15 protein-coding genes and 1 pseudogene are annotated in these 14,671 nt (G+C 30.1%); 5 read left to right on the plus strand and 11 right to left on the minus strand.

The window, feature by feature from the left end; genetic code table 11:
- Positions 1–51: 51 nt before the first annotated feature.
- The 3 genes from AC4PG3_RS00195 to AC4PG3_RS00205 are packed head-to-tail and all read right to left on the minus strand — an operon-like array spanning position 52 to position 1,757.
- Positions 52–516, minus strand: coding sequence for a hypothetical protein (locus AC4PG3_RS00195; RefSeq protein WP_492197079.1), 465 nt, complete (start codon positions 514–516; stop codon positions 52–54).
- Positions 509–1,387: an ATP-binding cassette domain-containing protein gene (locus AC4PG3_RS00200; protein ID WP_492197080.1), complete on the minus strand. Its 879-nt coding sequence runs from the start codon at positions 1,385–1,387 to the stop codon at positions 509–511. The genes AC4PG3_RS00195 and AC4PG3_RS00200 overlap by 8 nt, the downstream gene beginning before the upstream one ends.
- A gap of 1 nt (position 1,388) precedes the next feature.
- Positions 1,389–1,757: a GntR family transcriptional regulator gene (locus AC4PG3_RS00205; protein WP_492197081.1), complete on the minus strand. Its 369-nt coding sequence runs from the start codon at positions 1,755–1,757 to the stop codon at positions 1,389–1,391.
- 145 nt (positions 1,758–1,902) lie between these two features.
- Here AC4PG3_RS00205 and AC4PG3_RS00210 point away from each other — a divergent pair, with 145 nt between their 5' ends.
- A complete protein-coding gene (locus AC4PG3_RS00210) occupies positions 1,903–2,724 on the plus strand; it encodes a P-loop NTPase (protein WP_492197082.1) in 822 nt (273 codons plus the stop codon).
- Positions 2,725–2,765: 41 nt separating this feature from the next.
- Here the strand turns inward: AC4PG3_RS00210 and AC4PG3_RS00215 are convergent, their stop codons facing one another.
- Positions 2,766–4,103 (minus strand): hypothetical protein, encoded by a 1,338-nt coding sequence (locus tag AC4PG3_RS00215; RefSeq protein ID WP_492197083.1) that lies wholly within the window; start codon positions 4,101–4,103, stop codon positions 2,766–2,768.
- Positions 4,100–5,404 carry a glutamate--cysteine ligase gene (locus AC4PG3_RS00220; RefSeq protein WP_492197084.1) on the minus strand — a complete coding sequence of 435 codons (1,305 nt, stop codon included), beginning with the start codon at positions 5,402–5,404 and terminating at the stop codon, positions 4,100–4,102. Before AC4PG3_RS00220 ends, AC4PG3_RS00215 begins: the two co-directional genes overlap by 4 nt.
- Before the next feature lie 182 nt (positions 5,405–5,586).
- Between AC4PG3_RS00220 and AC4PG3_RS00225 the strand changes: the two are divergent.
- Positions 5,587–5,778: pseudogene (locus tag AC4PG3_RS00225) on the plus strand (SelT/SelW/SelH family protein); the annotation flags it as partial.
- Between the two features lie 288 nt (positions 5,779–6,066).
- On the opposite strand, the gene AC4PG3_RS00230 reads toward AC4PG3_RS00225, so the two are convergent.
- Together AC4PG3_RS00230 and AC4PG3_RS00235 are read right to left on the minus strand one after the other, a co-directional pair.
- The gene (locus AC4PG3_RS00230; protein WP_492197085.1) at positions 6,067–7,302 is read right to left on the minus strand and encodes an ABC transporter permease; all 1,236 of its coding nucleotides are present in this window, start codon (positions 7,300–7,302) and stop codon (positions 6,067–6,069) included.
- On the minus strand, positions 7,303–8,217 hold the full coding sequence (locus AC4PG3_RS00235; protein WP_492197086.1) for an ABC transporter ATP-binding protein: 915 nt from the start codon (positions 8,215–8,217) through the stop codon (positions 7,303–7,305).
- Between the two features lie 75 nt (positions 8,218–8,292).
- On the opposite strand from AC4PG3_RS00235, the gene AC4PG3_RS00240 reads away from it, so the two are divergent.
- Together AC4PG3_RS00240 and AC4PG3_RS00245 are read left to right on the plus strand one after the other, a co-directional pair.
- Positions 8,293–8,520 (plus strand): hypothetical protein, encoded by a 228-nt coding sequence (locus AC4PG3_RS00240; protein WP_492197087.1) that lies wholly within the window; start codon positions 8,293–8,295, stop codon positions 8,518–8,520.
- 66 nt (positions 8,521–8,586) lie between these two features.
- Complete coding sequence (locus tag AC4PG3_RS00245; RefSeq protein WP_492197088.1) at positions 8,587–9,774, plus strand: metal-dependent hydrolase family protein; 1,188 nt, start codon at positions 8,587–8,589, stop codon at positions 9,772–9,774.
- 57 nt (positions 9,775–9,831) lie between these two features.
- Here AC4PG3_RS00245 and AC4PG3_RS00250 read toward each other — a convergent pair whose 3' ends face one another.
- A complete protein-coding gene (locus AC4PG3_RS00250) occupies positions 9,832–10,977 on the minus strand; it encodes a M20/M25/M40 family metallo-hydrolase (protein ID WP_492197089.1) in 1,146 nt (381 codons plus the stop codon).
- Between the two features lie 109 nt (positions 10,978–11,086).
- Positions 11,087–11,770, minus strand: a complete 684-nt coding sequence (locus tag AC4PG3_RS00255; protein ID WP_492197090.1) for a phosphoribosylaminoimidazolesuccinocarboxamide synthase — start codon at positions 11,768–11,770, stop codon at positions 11,087–11,089.
- 188 nt (positions 11,771–11,958) lie between these two features.
- Here AC4PG3_RS00255 and AC4PG3_RS00260 point away from each other — a divergent pair, with 188 nt between their 5' ends.
- Positions 11,959–12,672, plus strand: coding sequence for a 4Fe-4S binding protein (locus AC4PG3_RS00260; RefSeq protein WP_492197091.1), 714 nt, complete (start codon positions 11,959–11,961; stop codon positions 12,670–12,672).
- Positions 12,673–12,708: 36 nt separating this feature from the next.
- On the opposite strand, the gene AC4PG3_RS00265 is transcribed toward AC4PG3_RS00260, so the two are convergent.
- Complete coding sequence (locus AC4PG3_RS00265; RefSeq protein ID WP_492197092.1) at positions 12,709–14,010, minus strand: DUF2812 domain-containing protein; 1,302 nt, start codon at positions 14,008–14,010, stop codon at positions 12,709–12,711.
- Positions 13,994–14,326 carry a PadR family transcriptional regulator gene (locus tag AC4PG3_RS00270; RefSeq protein WP_492197093.1) on the minus strand — a complete coding sequence of 111 codons (333 nt, stop codon included), beginning with the start codon at positions 14,324–14,326 and terminating at the stop codon, positions 13,994–13,996. Before AC4PG3_RS00270 ends, AC4PG3_RS00265 begins: the two co-directional genes overlap by 17 nt.
- Positions 14,327–14,671: the final 345 nt, after the last annotated feature.

Below are 14,671 nucleotides of genomic sequence, written 5' to 3' on the forward strand. Positions count from 1 at the left end.
AATTTAAGAGCATACCTTTTTTTTATTTAATAGGAAAGTAGAACTTTCCTATTAAAAAATAAATATCCAACTGTCTATTTGAGTATTAAATAAGAAAAATTCATACAGTGGCTTTTTACCTATCATTTCTACTAAAAATAAATCTAATTTAATTAGTATACTTTGAACTAAAGCAAATATAAATGCTACAGCCACATTTGAAAATAAATTTGCTTTGAAAATAGTTTTTCTTGTTATACTAAAATTTAACATTCTCGGAAAATCTTCATAATAATTTGTATAACTAATCACTATAAAATATATTAATATAGGCATGATATTTGCTCCAAATATGGAGTATTTGCTCTGTCCATCTATGGTATTTGTAAGTCCAAAGTAAAATGTATTTTGGTTTCCATATCTTAAGTTTAAAAATATAGATGCAATATCTACTATAAATATTACTATCCAAAATATTCCTACTGACTTTATAATATCTATAAGTTTATATCTAAATGCTCTCTTAGTACTATTCATGATTTTCACCATCCTTACTATCTGTAAGATATACAAATAATTTTTGTAAAGGCATCTTTGATACTTTAATATTATTATCTTTTAAATCACTTTTTTCATCAGATGAAAATTCATCAAATACTCCTAAAATAGTATTTGATCCAAACTCTTCCCTGTGGATAATCTTTTTGTCTTTTATAAATTTATCCACAGATTCTCTATTTCCATTCACAAAATACGCTGTATCTAAGAGATTTTGTACTTCATCCTTTATAAAGATCCCTTTATCCTTTAAGATAATCACTTCTTCAAATAGATTAGTAACTTCATCTATTAGATGAGTGGAGATTATAATTGTTCTAGGATGTTTTTCAAAGTCCTCTAAGAGCAGTCGATAAAACTCCTCTCTATAAGCTGCATCTAAACCTGCAGATGGTTCATCAAACAGGGTAAATCTGCCCCTGGAGGCAAGACCTAATATAAGTCCTATTATTGTTTGATTCCCCTTAGAGAGTTTTTCATATTTTTTCTTTTGATTAACTTTGAATTTTCCAGTTAAATATTCCTTATATTCTTCATCCCAATTTTTATATAAGATACTCCCCATATGGAATATATCTTTTACCTTCATATCCTTAAATTCAGGTCTCTGATCACTTATCATGACAATATCTTCTAATATATCTGGATTTTCAAACAGTTCTTTTCCAAAGACTTTAACTTCTCCAGAATTCTTTTTTATCTTATTAGATATAATATTTAGAAGAGTAGTCTTTCCAACTCCATTTCTTCCAAGAAGTCCATATATCTTCCCTTCTTCTAATTCTAGATTTATATCCTTTAAAACTTCAAATTTCCCATACGATTTATTTAAACCCTTTATATTGATCAATTTATATCTCCCCCTCACTCTCTTTTATATAATCTATAATTTCTTCTTTAGATATCTCTAGCCTGTTTGCCTCTTTTAATATTTCAGGTAATCTTTCATTTAAAAATAGTTCTTGCCTCTTTTTTAAAATCTTTTTCCTTGCCCCTTTTTCTACAAACATTCCCAGCCCTCTCTTTTTAAATAAAATCCCCTCATCTACTAATATATTTAAACCTTTTCTTGCTGTAGCAGGATTTATTTCATAGGCCTTTGCAAATTCATTGGTAGAAGGAGCTTGATCTCTTTCTTTTAAACTTTCTAATAGAATATCATTTTCTACTATTTCAGCAATTTGTATATATATTGATTTATCTGAGTTTAAGTCAAGCAAAGAATCACCTCTCGTTCATCAGTTAGTTACTTGTGTAATTAACTATATAATACAAATGCCAATTTGTCAAGAAATATTTGTAATTGACATATGCCCTTATGGTAGTATAATATTATTTGAAATACTATTTTGAGGAGATGTAAATATGAGCGAACAATGTAATGATAAATGTTCTGAATGTAGCACTGAGTGTAATGATAGAAAAGAAGAATTCGATTTTTCAGAGAAACTACATGAAAATAGTAGTGTGAAAAAAGTAATAGGTGTAGTAAGTGGAAAAGGTGGAGTTGGGAAATCTCTAGTTACTTCCATGCTTGCAGTTGGAATGAATCGTAGAGGACATAACACTGCCATATTAGATGCTGATATAACAGGTCCTTCTATTCCTAAGAGTTTTGGAATAACTTCCAAGGCTATGGGAAACAAAACTGGAATATTTCCTATAAAAAGTGATACAGGCATCCAAGTTATGAGTATAAACTTGCTTCTAGAAAATGATACAGATCCTGTAGTATGGAGAGGCCCTATTATAGCAGGTACAGTAAAACAGTTTTGGACTGATGTAATTTGGGAAGATGTGGACTATATGTTTATAGATATGCCACCTGGAACTGGTGATGTGCCTTTGACAGTATTTCAATCACTTTCTGTTGATGGAATAGTAATAGTAACTTCACCTCAAGAATTAGTATCTATGATAGTTGCTAAGGCTGTGAATATGGCAAAGATGATGAATATACCAATAATAGGTATAGTTGAAAATATGAGCTATTTTAAATGTCCAGATTGTGATAATACTTATAATATATTTGGAGAAAGTCATCTAGAAGAGATTGCGAAGGAACATGGTATAAAAAATATATCTAGACTTCCAATAGATCCTTCTATAGCAAAGGCTTGTGACTTAGGAATGATAGAGCACAGTGACACTTCTTTTATAGAAAATATGGTAGATGCAATAGAATAAAAGATTAAAAATGGCACATAGGTGCCATTTTTAATCTTTTATTACTCTTCTACATATAAACTTGGAAGTACATAGTAATCTGTAAGTCCTGAAATTATATTGTTTGGACCTATTCTGGTGTATATTCCATTGAAGCTTTCGTTATACATATATAGACCTATTATAGTGTTTAAACTTTGTGTTTTAAACTCTCTATCTTCAAGAACTAAAAAATCCCTCTTATATGGCTCTATAAACTCCTGATAGAGATAGTCATTATTCCAAGACTCTTTTAGCTTTTCTTCCCATTTTTCTTGCGATAAATCTCTTCCCACATAGACACCATAGGATGCATTTAAATCCATTGGCTTCATAATATATTTATCTTTATGATTTAAGATATGATTAAAAGTCTCTTCTTTGCCTGCAAATACTCCTGTGTGGGGAATATGTTTCTTTACAAAGTCTCTTTCTTCTTCATTTAAAATTTCCAGGCTTTCTTTTTCATGTACAACTTGGAAGAATATCTTATTGTGTATAACTTGTGATCTAATAGATCCTATACAACAAAATGCCCTATCTCTATAGGCATCTAAAAAGTCTTTTATTTCATCTGCTTTTTTTATTAATTCAAAGGTCACTATCCTTCTATAAACTAGATCTATTTTGTAATCCTTAAAATAAAGAGCACTATCTCTGTATTCTAAATCCCTTGGATCTACTATAATACAATTGTATCCCCTATCTATAAAAGTTTGTCTAAACCTTTCAAATTCCTTTGGAGTTCCACTTTCTTTAAAATCTACAATGGCTACATTAGGACTTTTATTAGAATTATCAAAGTCATTGTAGATATTTATAGCTTCATCTACCCATGAGTAAAATAGCTCAAAATAGTCTATATCATGCTTTTCTTTGAGTTTTTCTACAGCCTTAGTCTCTAGTAGTATCTTGCTTAACACATTATCTTCATTCATAGCTGAAGAACCATCTGTGTTTAGTTCACAAAACTTAAAATTATCCATATCTTTATAAAATATGTCAAATCTTCCTATTGGGACATGAATATCATATCCATTATCTACTTCTATCAAATCCTCAATTAATTTTGGAAATCCAAATTTCTTTCTAAACTCCATATCTTCAATATATTTATCTGTTATTTTATTTCCTATGGAAATCATCATATCTCCAATTTTCTTAAAGTTTTCAATATCTTCATTTGTATATAGCATGGGATGGTATAGAAATGGTACTGGTTTTCCCTTATAAACTGCTGTGGAGTTTTCCACCTTTTTAATTGTATCTTTATAATCTTTTATATACTCTTCTTTATTACTCCCAATTAAATCTATATATTCATTATTTATAATACTTTCATTCATATTCCTACAATTCATCTTTTCACCTCAGATAGATTATTTAAAAGACAATCCTTTAATGCTTCTTTTTTACTAATCTTAGACTTTTCTTTAACTATTTCATATGGGCTTTTCCCTTTATTTAACATATCTTCTAGAGGATTAAGATATCTCTTATCTTCATCTTTTAGCCCATTCTTAGCAAGTTTTATTAGTTCTTTTCCTATTTCAAGAAGCGTCTTATCAGCAAGTTTAGCTTGAAGCCCTATTTGGACCATATCTTCTTTTGTCTTGTTTACTTCTTCTAATGTTAAATCCTTCATGCTATTGAATAGTCTATTTAAATTTTCTTCATCATAAATAATCCCAACTAAAAGGGCTATAGCTGAAAAATTTAGAGGATAGGGTATAGAATCCATCATTCTTACTTCCACATATTTTTTAGTCCTAACATCTGGAAAAAACATAGTAAGTAAGTGCTCCAGCTCTTCTTTTGTATAATTATCTGGATCAAGTATATCTCTTACTCTTTTTTCATCAGTAAATATATATTCTCCATCTTTGTGAGTGAATATGGGCGGTCTATTTAGGATATATTCGCTATAGGCTTCATAGTCAAAATCATCATCTAAAGCCCCATCTACTATACCAGATCTATGACTATCACAATTTATCCATATAAAAGATCTTATATTGTGAGTGTTCCACGGCTCTCCCTCAAAATAATAGGCATTTTCAAATATAGAATACAAAACTGGTGAAAGGGCATTTAAAACTTTAAATTTCTTTTTAAAGTCTTCTTCAGATTTAAAATCCAAGGATACTTGAAGAGCTGCTGTTCCCTTCATCATATTGTGGGCATGGGTACCCCTCTTTTTAAAATAATTAAACATATAGTCATATCTCTTCTTTGGAAGAAGTTTTATATCATCTATTTTAGTAACTGGATGATACCCTGTAGACATCAGTCCTTGATTTTTGCTTTCTAATATGGGAATTATATCATTTAAGAAGTCTAAATACTCAATTTCTAAATCTTGTATTTCTTTTTTAGCAATTATACTGAGTTCAAATTGACTTCCTGGCTCTAGAGTAATTACCTTTTCTCCCTTAGTGAGTCCTAGTATGTACTCTCCTTCATATATCCCCTCATATCCAATTTTTTCTAAATCCTTTAGAGTTTCAGCAACCCCTCCATCTCCATAGTATGAAATAGTCTCCAATGTATCTAAATTTATTACAAAGTGTTCAAATTCTACACCTATTTTAAAATCTTCTACTTTTTTTTCATTTTTTATAAAGTAGTTTCTAATCTCCTGTTTTTGCCTATTATAGTCCATAACTTCACCCTTTCTATAATTTAAGTTTGTTTATTTATATACCCTATTTTAGATTTTATAATTATATTATTAATTTTAAATGATTTGGGTATAAATAAATTTACAAATAATATAATTTTGGAGGTTTTAAAATGGATTATAAAATTAGTATTGAGTATTGTACAGGTTGAGGATATTTAGGAAGAGCAGTTGCTCTTAGTAGAGGTATTTTAGGCGAACACAAAAATACAATAAAAGAATTAAAGCTAATTCCTTCCTCTGGTGGGGTTCTTGAAGTTAGTTTAAATGATGAATTAATCTTTTCTAAAAAAGAATTAGATAGATACCCTGAAAAGGGAGAAGTGGAATCACTTATAAGTGAAAAGATAAAGTAATCAATATAAATGTGATTACCACTAAATTAAATGGTTAAAGTATTTTAATCACCTTGTTGCCAACAGGGTGATTATTTTTTATCTCTATCATAATAGCCAAGGCTTTAAAAAGCTTTATTTTAGCACATATAATATAAATGATGTGCAGTAAGTAATATGATTGTCATTCCGAGTGTAACGAGGAATCTTTGGTAATACAAGCTATCACCCCTTTTAGATTCTTCGCTATGCTCAGAATGACAAACATTAATACACATTTTAATACAAATATCCATCTTTTAAAAATTCTTATTTACTCCTTAATATCTTCATCGCATCTTTTAACTTTACCCTATTTCCATACATAAGAGTTCCTGCACGATATATCTTTGCACCTATAAACCCTACTAAAAGTGTTGATAAAAATAGTATAAGTAAGGATATAATTACAGATAAGTTTGATACACTTCCCATAGAAACCCTTACAAACATGGCCATAAAAGAACTAAAGGGTATAAAAGATGCTACTTTCAGAGCTATATTTTCTGTGTTTTGCATCCCTATAACAGAAATCATAAATACTCCTATAAATAAAAGTGTAACAGGCATAGAGCTTGCACTTACATCTTCTGTTCTGGATACCAAAGCTCCTAAAGCCCCATATATAAAGGCGAAAAATAAATATCCTAGTATTCCAAATATGGAGAATGTAAGTAGTACATCACCTGGTATTTTAAATATAAAGTCTAGTCTGTTTTCCCATGCACTTGCATTTAAATTATAAGATAAAATTGCTGATGATATAATGATGCCAAATTGGATAAAACCTGCCAATGCTCCAGCTATTACTTTACCAAAGATTAAATCACTACTATTTGTACTTGTAATCAATACTTCCATAGCTCTATTGCTCTTTTCACTAGCAACAGAAGTAGCTATCATCTGCCCATAAAATATAATCATAAAATAAAGTCCAAATACTAAGAAATAAGTATAGAAATAATTTTTTGCACTATCTTTTCCAAGTACCCTAGTTTCTGATTTTATATCTGGATTTACAATCCCTTCTATATCTTCATATGCAATTCCCATAGCTTCAAACTCATTTATGCTATAAGTTTTAGATAAAGCCCTTTCAAATTCTCCTACACTAGAATCTAACATTTCATTGTTTTTAACTATATATTCATAGTCTTTAGGTGAATTTAATATAAACCCAGCTTCAAATTCTCCACTATTTATCTTTGTCTCTAATTCATTTAAATTCTTAGCTTCTATCAATGTCCCTAAGTTAAAATTCTCTTTTAGATCATTTATATTATCCACTGCATTATCTTCATTTAAATACCCATAATATCTATCTGAAATTTGGATATCTCCATCTTCAATTTCTTGTGTGGAATCATCCGAAAATACATTCATAATACTAGGTATAGAAAGCCCTACCCCAATTAATAGGGAAATGATCAATGTAGTTAAAATAAATGCCTTGTTTTTCATAAAACCCATTAATTCAAATTTTAATACTGTAAAAAAACCTTTCATCTATTTATCACCTACCCTTTGTACAAATATATCTTCTAGACTTGGTTCATAAATTGAAAACTTGTGTATATCTAAATCTCTATCCACTATTTCTCTTAATAGATCATTTTTAGTTTTACCATTTATAAGCTCTAAAATAAGATAGCTTTTTTTCTTATCTATTACTTTCGAAATCTGATTTAAGTCTCTTTTAAAGATTAGCTCTAATTCTTCTAAAGAATCTTCCATTCCACTTATGGTTAATCTATCTTGACCGTATTCTCTTTTTATTTCTTTTAGATTTCCTGTAAGTACAATATTCCCCTTATCTATAAGAGCTATTTCTTCACAAAATTCTTCTACATAGCTCATTTGATGACTAGAAAATATTAGAAGCTTTCCCTTATTTATCTGTTCTGTTATTATATCCTTTAAGACCTGAGAATTAACAGGATCTAATCCACTAAAGGGCTCATCTAGAATTATAATATCTGGATTAGTTAAAAAGGTCTCTGCAAGTTGAACCTTTTGCTGATTTCCCTTGGATAGGGTATCTAATTTTTTATCCTTATATATCTCTACTCCAAGTCTCTCTAACCAATATAATGTATTAGCTTTAGCTTCCTTTTTACTAAGCCCCCTTAATTCTCCTAAATATACTAATTGTTCAAATACTTTCTTTTTAGGATATAATCCTCTCTCTTCAGGTAAATACCCTATGTGATGCTTCTTAGGATTGAATTTTTCACCATCTAAGAGTATTTCACCACTATTTGCTTCAAAAAGACCCATTATTATCCTAATGGTAGTAGTCTTCCCTGCACCATTTCTACCTAAAAGCCCTAAAGCCTTACCACTTTCTACACCAAAGGATATACCATGTAGTACTTCTGTACCTCCAAAGCTTTTATATATATCTTTTACTTTGAGTTTCATCACACACCTCCACTTTCTACATCATTATAACATATTTTTTGAATATTATGATATAATTAATTTGGAGGGATTTATATGAAATTTTTCTATTCTTTACCTAGAGTAGTAAGAGATTTAATAATATTTAATTCATTTATTTTTATGGTAAGATTTATACTTAATTATGGCTTTCATATTGATTTCAATGTAAGAAGCAATACTCTCATGGCTGCAAATACAGGTCTATTAATAATTCATGTATTAAACCATAGGATCAATGTAATAAAAAGAGAAGAAATGGAAGAAAAGGAAAAAGGAAAATAATTAGTTTACACTATTAAGCTAAAGTGATATAATGTTAGTATTTTAAATAGGAGAAAGGATGGTCTTATGTCAAAACAATTATTTAAAAACTTTAGATTAATAGACGGTAATGGAGATGACCCTATAGAAAAAGCTTTTCTAATAGTAGAAGGTGATAAAATAGTAAAAGCAGGAGATATATCCGAATTAAAAACGGAAGAAGAAATGACCACTATAGATTTAGAAGGAAAAACTATTATGCCTGGACTTATAAATAGTCATGTTCATATTACTATGGAGCCTGTAGGAGATCCAGTATCCATAATGATGGTTGAATCTAGCGCTAAAACTGGTTTAAGAGCTGTGGCAAATCTAAAGAAGCATCTTCATGCAGGAACTACTTTCTTTAGAGATTTAGGTGCAAGAGATGGGATTGATATAGACCTTAGAGATGCTGTAAAAGAAGGACTTATTGAAGGACCAGAATTCTTAACAGCAGGTAAATGTGTAACTATGACAGGAGGTCATGGTTGGTTCATAGGTAGGGAAGCAGACGGAGTAGATGAGATTACAAAGGCAGCTCGTGAGCAACTTAAATCTGGTGCTGATGTAATTAAGATAATGGCAACAGGAGGAGTAATGACTAAAGGTGTAGAACCAGGTTCTCCTCAACTTTCCAAAGAAGAAATGGAAGCAGCGGTTATAGAGGCTCATAAAGCAGGTAAAAAGACAGCTACCCATGCACAGGGAACTGAAGGAATCAAAAATGCAATCTTAGCTGGAATTGACTCTGTTGAGCACGGAATATTTTTAGATGATGAAACAATTCAATTGATGATAGATAAAGGAGTGTACCTTGTTCCTACATTAGTTGCACCTTATTTTATAATTGAAGCTGGTGTAGAAGCTGGAGTTCCAAAGCAAGCAGTAGATAAATCAAATTATGTAATGAAATTCCATCAAGAAAGTTTTACTAAAGCATATAAGGCTGGAGTTAAGATAGCTATGGGTACAGATGCAGGTACTCCTTTCAATCTACATGATAAAGCTCCTTATGAATTAAAGCTAATGGTAGACTGCGGTATGACCCCTATGGATTCAATTGTAGCATCTACTCGTTCTAGTGCAGATTTACTAGGAATCCTAGATAATTATGGAACTCTAGAAGAAGGCAAATTTGCAGACTTCTTAATATTAGATGAAAACCCAATTGAAAATTTAGATACTTTGTTTGAAATTAATTCAGTTTATAAACTAGGTAGAAAAGTAAAATAAAAAAATCCCTTAAGGGATTTTTTATTTTAACATTATTTAAATTCATAAAATCCCTACTTACATGTCGTACTTCATCATATAAGATATAACTTTTGTAGTATCATATAGTTCATCTAAATCTAAATACTCTTCAAGAGTATGAGGTTTATACATTCCCAAGCTTATAATCAAGCTGTTATAGCCTTTTCCACTAAATATATTGCCATCACTTCCTCCACCGATTACCATTGGCTTAGGTGTTATACCTACTTCTCTCATAGCCTTTTCAGTAAGTCTATAAATATAACTCTCTTTAGAAACTTCAAATGATGGGTAGAATCTTTCATGTTTAAATAAATAGTTTACATTAAACTTTTCCGCTGCATCTTTGCAGCATTTTTCCATTTGTTCTAATTCTTGATTAAGTCTTTGTTCTGAATGAGATCTAATTTCCGCATTTAAACTCACAAAATCTGTTACAATATTTGTTGCTCCTCCTCCTTCTACTCTACCTAGATTTGAAGTAGTTATTTCATCAATCCTACCAATATTCATGTTTGATATGGCATTTGCTGCTACTAATATGGCATTTGTTCCCTTCTCAGGTTCTATCCCTGCATGAGCCTTTTGACCATAAAAACTCATATCTATATGAACTCTAGCTGGCGCCTTGTAAGCCATAACTCCTTTTTTACCTTCTGCATCTAAAATCAATATATCTTCTACCGGAAGTTTAGAAGTGTCAAAGTACTTAGCACCATACATCCCAACTTCTTCACATACTGTAAAAAGAATATAGATATCTCTATGAGATTTACCACTTTCAAGGACATCCTCTAAGGCTTCTAGTATAGCTGATATACCTGCTTTATCATCCCCTCCTAATGTAGTCTTTCCATCTGTTTTTATGATGTTTCCGTCTATAATGGGATTTACATCTATGCAGGGTTGAACCTGGTCCATATGAGCTTGAAAGCATATAGGTTTTAAGTCTAAATCACCTTTTATGTAAGCTAATACATTTCCACTATTTCCATCAAAATTCTTATTTGAATCATCAATACAAGCTTCTATTCCCCTATCATTTAAATATGACACTAAAAAGTTTGCCATATCTTTTTCTTCTTTAGATGGACTATTAATTTTTACCATCTTTATAAAATTATCCCTTAACCTTTGTTTTGAAATCATATTTTTCATCTCTTTCTTTTTAATAATATTCATCTAGCATAATCCACTAAATTTTTAAATTTAATATAATATAATTTAAAACAAAAAACGGAAAAGAGCTTTAACCCTTTTCCTAGTGAATTTCAATTTAAGTAGTATTTAATTATTTTAACATTAATTTCTCTAAATCTAATGGCTTTATATATTCTCCATCTTTATAAGCCCTCATATTTCCTCCAGATATTTCATCTATTAAGGCTATATGGTTGTCTTCTCCTACTCTACCAAATTCAAATTTGATATCATAAAGCTCCATATCTTTTTTCATCAATTCTTCTTTCACTACTTCTCCAATTTTTCTAGTTAAATCTACTACAATTGCATATTCTTCTTTTGTCATTATTCCTAGCATATCTAGGGCTTCATCTGTTATAAGAGGATCATTTCTATCATCATCTTTTAGAGTGAACTCAACATATGCATCTAATTTGTCCCCTTCTTTTGCATATAGCCCATATCTTCTTATAAAGCTTCCCACTGCTCTGTATCTACAAATTACTTCTACTCCCTTTCCAAACATCTTTGCAGGAAGTACAGTCATGGTACTCTCTTCTATGTCTGAATCTACATAATGAGTTGGTATGTGTTTTTCATTTAATTTTTCAAAGAAAAATTTAGTAAGCCTAAGTCCTGCCTTACCTGCCCCTTCTATTGAAAGTCCAACTGTATTTGCACCAGGATCAAATACCCCATCTGTCCCTGTTACATCATCTTTAAATTTCAATAAATAGTTTCCATCTTCTAATCCATATACATCTTTAGTTTTTCCTTTATAAATTAAATTCATCTCTTTGCTCCTTTTAATTTGACTTACTTATAATATATTAATTTTCTTCCAAATAATCAAGGCTTTTTTCAAATGAACGAAATTTTCCGTCCCCCTTTGTTCATTTTTAACTTTATAAAAATCTGTTTATCTGTTAATATAAATAGATACCCCTGCAGGGTATATAAAACTATTGTTTGGAGGTAATTATGGCAAAGAAATTTATTAAGACTAATCGTACTTTTACATTTATAAGAAAATATGGATGGATGATGACCCTTTTAATAGCTCTAGGTGGATTATTCGAACCAAAGCTTGGGTTAATAGTTGTACTTATTATGGTAGGATTAACTATTACATCATTTTTTTCTGGAAGATATTGGTGTGGAAATATTTGTCCCCACGGAAGCTTATTTGACAAAGTAATCTTACCTATTAGTAAGAATAAAAAGATTCCTGATTTTTTAAAGTCTAAACCTATGATTATAGGGTTCTTCATCCTTTTTATGTTTAACTTTGTAAGGAAGATGATAAATGTCTTTGGGGCTTGGGGAACTTTAGATTTCTTAGATAAACTTGGACTCTTATTTGTAAATACTTATTTAATGGTTATAATTGTAGGTGGTGGCCTTGCAATATTTTTAAATTCTAGAACTTGGTGTCAATTTTGTCCAATGGGTACCATGCAAAAGTTGTCCTATTCTTTAGGAAAGGCTACTGGTATAAATAAAAAAACTGATAAGAAAATTACTATTACTGACAAAAACATGTGTCTGGACTGCGGTAAATGTTCTAAAGTATGCCCATTTCAATTAGAACCACACAAAAATTGGTCTGATGAAAATACTTTTGACGATCCAAATTGTATCAAATGCTCTACCTGTGTAGTAAACTGTCCTAAAAAAATATTAGAATTAAAATAGATAACTAAAATGAACAAAGTTTCCCGTCCCTTTTGTTCATTTTAGTTTTTCTATAATTAAGTCCATATTTTCTTTATCTGTAAAGTCCATAGTTCCATCTAAATAAATAATATCTTTTCCATTTTTAATAAGGACATCATGATCCCTAGATTCATGGGAATAATTAGATATAAGGTAATATCCCTCTTCAATTTCCTTGTATCCTTCTATAGGTATTAAGTCTCTGTCATTTTTCCAAGCTTCTCTTATCATTTCATCCATTATATAGTTTGTAGTTCTCTTGTTTACTCCATTTACATAGATAGTTCTAATATGGTCTTCCCTAGAGTATTCTGTATATCTAGATTTTTTAGGAACTAAAAAGCTTCCCTCTTTGTCAAAGAATGTCCTATCTGGACTATCATTTAATTTAAAATCCTCTAGAGTAAATCCTATATATCCTTCTGCTAAGTTTTCATCTACTCTTCCTGCCATATTTATAATTCCAAAGGTCATAACTCCAAAGATAGAAAATATCATTAAAGTTAAAGAAGCAAGCTTTTGCCAATTTTTCCAATCCATAGCCTTTATCTGTTTATGATAAATCATACTGGAAATTGGAATTAAAATAATAGGCAATAATATAAATAAAACTGAACCATTCCCCATAACTCCATCTGCTATTGCTGCTATTACAAAAATCAAAAGTCCTAAAAAAGACATGGCGAAGGTTAAAATAACTCTTAATTTTACCCATTTATACTTTTGCTTAGGAATTGCTCCTCCCTCTTTAATTCTCTTTTTAGACTTAAGAATCCATATTAGACTATTGCCAATTTGTACCAACATAGCTAAAAATATAAGGGGCATGACTATGGGAACTACTATGCTCATATTTCTATACAAATCCTCATATGTAATCGGAAATGATGTGTATATGGAATTTAGTATAAGTAAAAGAGTAAAAAATGTACTCAGCGTTTCCATTGACACTGATTTATTTAGTATCCTCTCTTTTATCTCCTCATCTGTCTGAATTGGAATTAACCTTTCATCTTCTCTTCCATAAAATATATGCATATTATTTTGAGAATCTATGTACTTCCATCCAGAGTCCTTAACTAATTCTATATATAAGTCTATGTCTTTTTGATTTGGAGTTTGAAAGTACTTCATCTCTGGATATACATCTACTGAAAATCTTAAATGCTCTGGTTCTATTTTTATATATTCTAAAACCCCAAATCTAATCTTATTTACTAACCATCCCTTTTTACCCATTTCAGTAAAATGTTCTTCTAGTGCCTTATAGTCTGTTGGTGAATAAAAAAATAATTCTCTTTTAATATTTTTTGTCATCTTTTTCACCTCTTAATATCTTTTCTCCATCTCGGACTAATGATTTTAATCTATTTAATTCTTCATCTAATAATTCTCTTCCCTTTTTATTTATAATATAAGTTTTCTTCCTGTCTTCTACTGATACAAGTTTTATAAACTTCTTTTCTTCAAATCTTCCTAGAAGGGAATAAAGGGTTCCAGGTCCAATTAGAACTCGACCACCTGTAAACTCTTCTACAGTTTTCATAATTTCATAACCATGTCTCTCTTTTGTAAGAGCTAAAAGTATATAATACATTGGCTCTGTCAATGTCTGTAGCCTCTCTCTAGCCATATAATCCCCCTATATCTATACTCGATATATCTAATATCATTATATTCAGGATTTATATTATTGTCAATAACCAGAGGATACAGAGATTGAAATAAGAGATTTACCGATATAGATATTTAAATTAGTATTTATCCTATTAATTATGTCGTATCTTTTATATTATGCGCAACTAACGATTATAGAAAGAAAATTAAATAGAAAGTATAACAAGGGCAAAATTTAGGTCAGTAAAGACCAAGTAAGCTTTGTCCTTTTTTTATGCTTAAAAACAGAACAAAAGGAATAGAACAACTGATGGTTATAGTTCCAAATTTTTAACCAAGAAGAAGTGGTATAGTCATCAAT

The organism is Tissierella sp. QWL-11, from assembly GCF_058683765.1.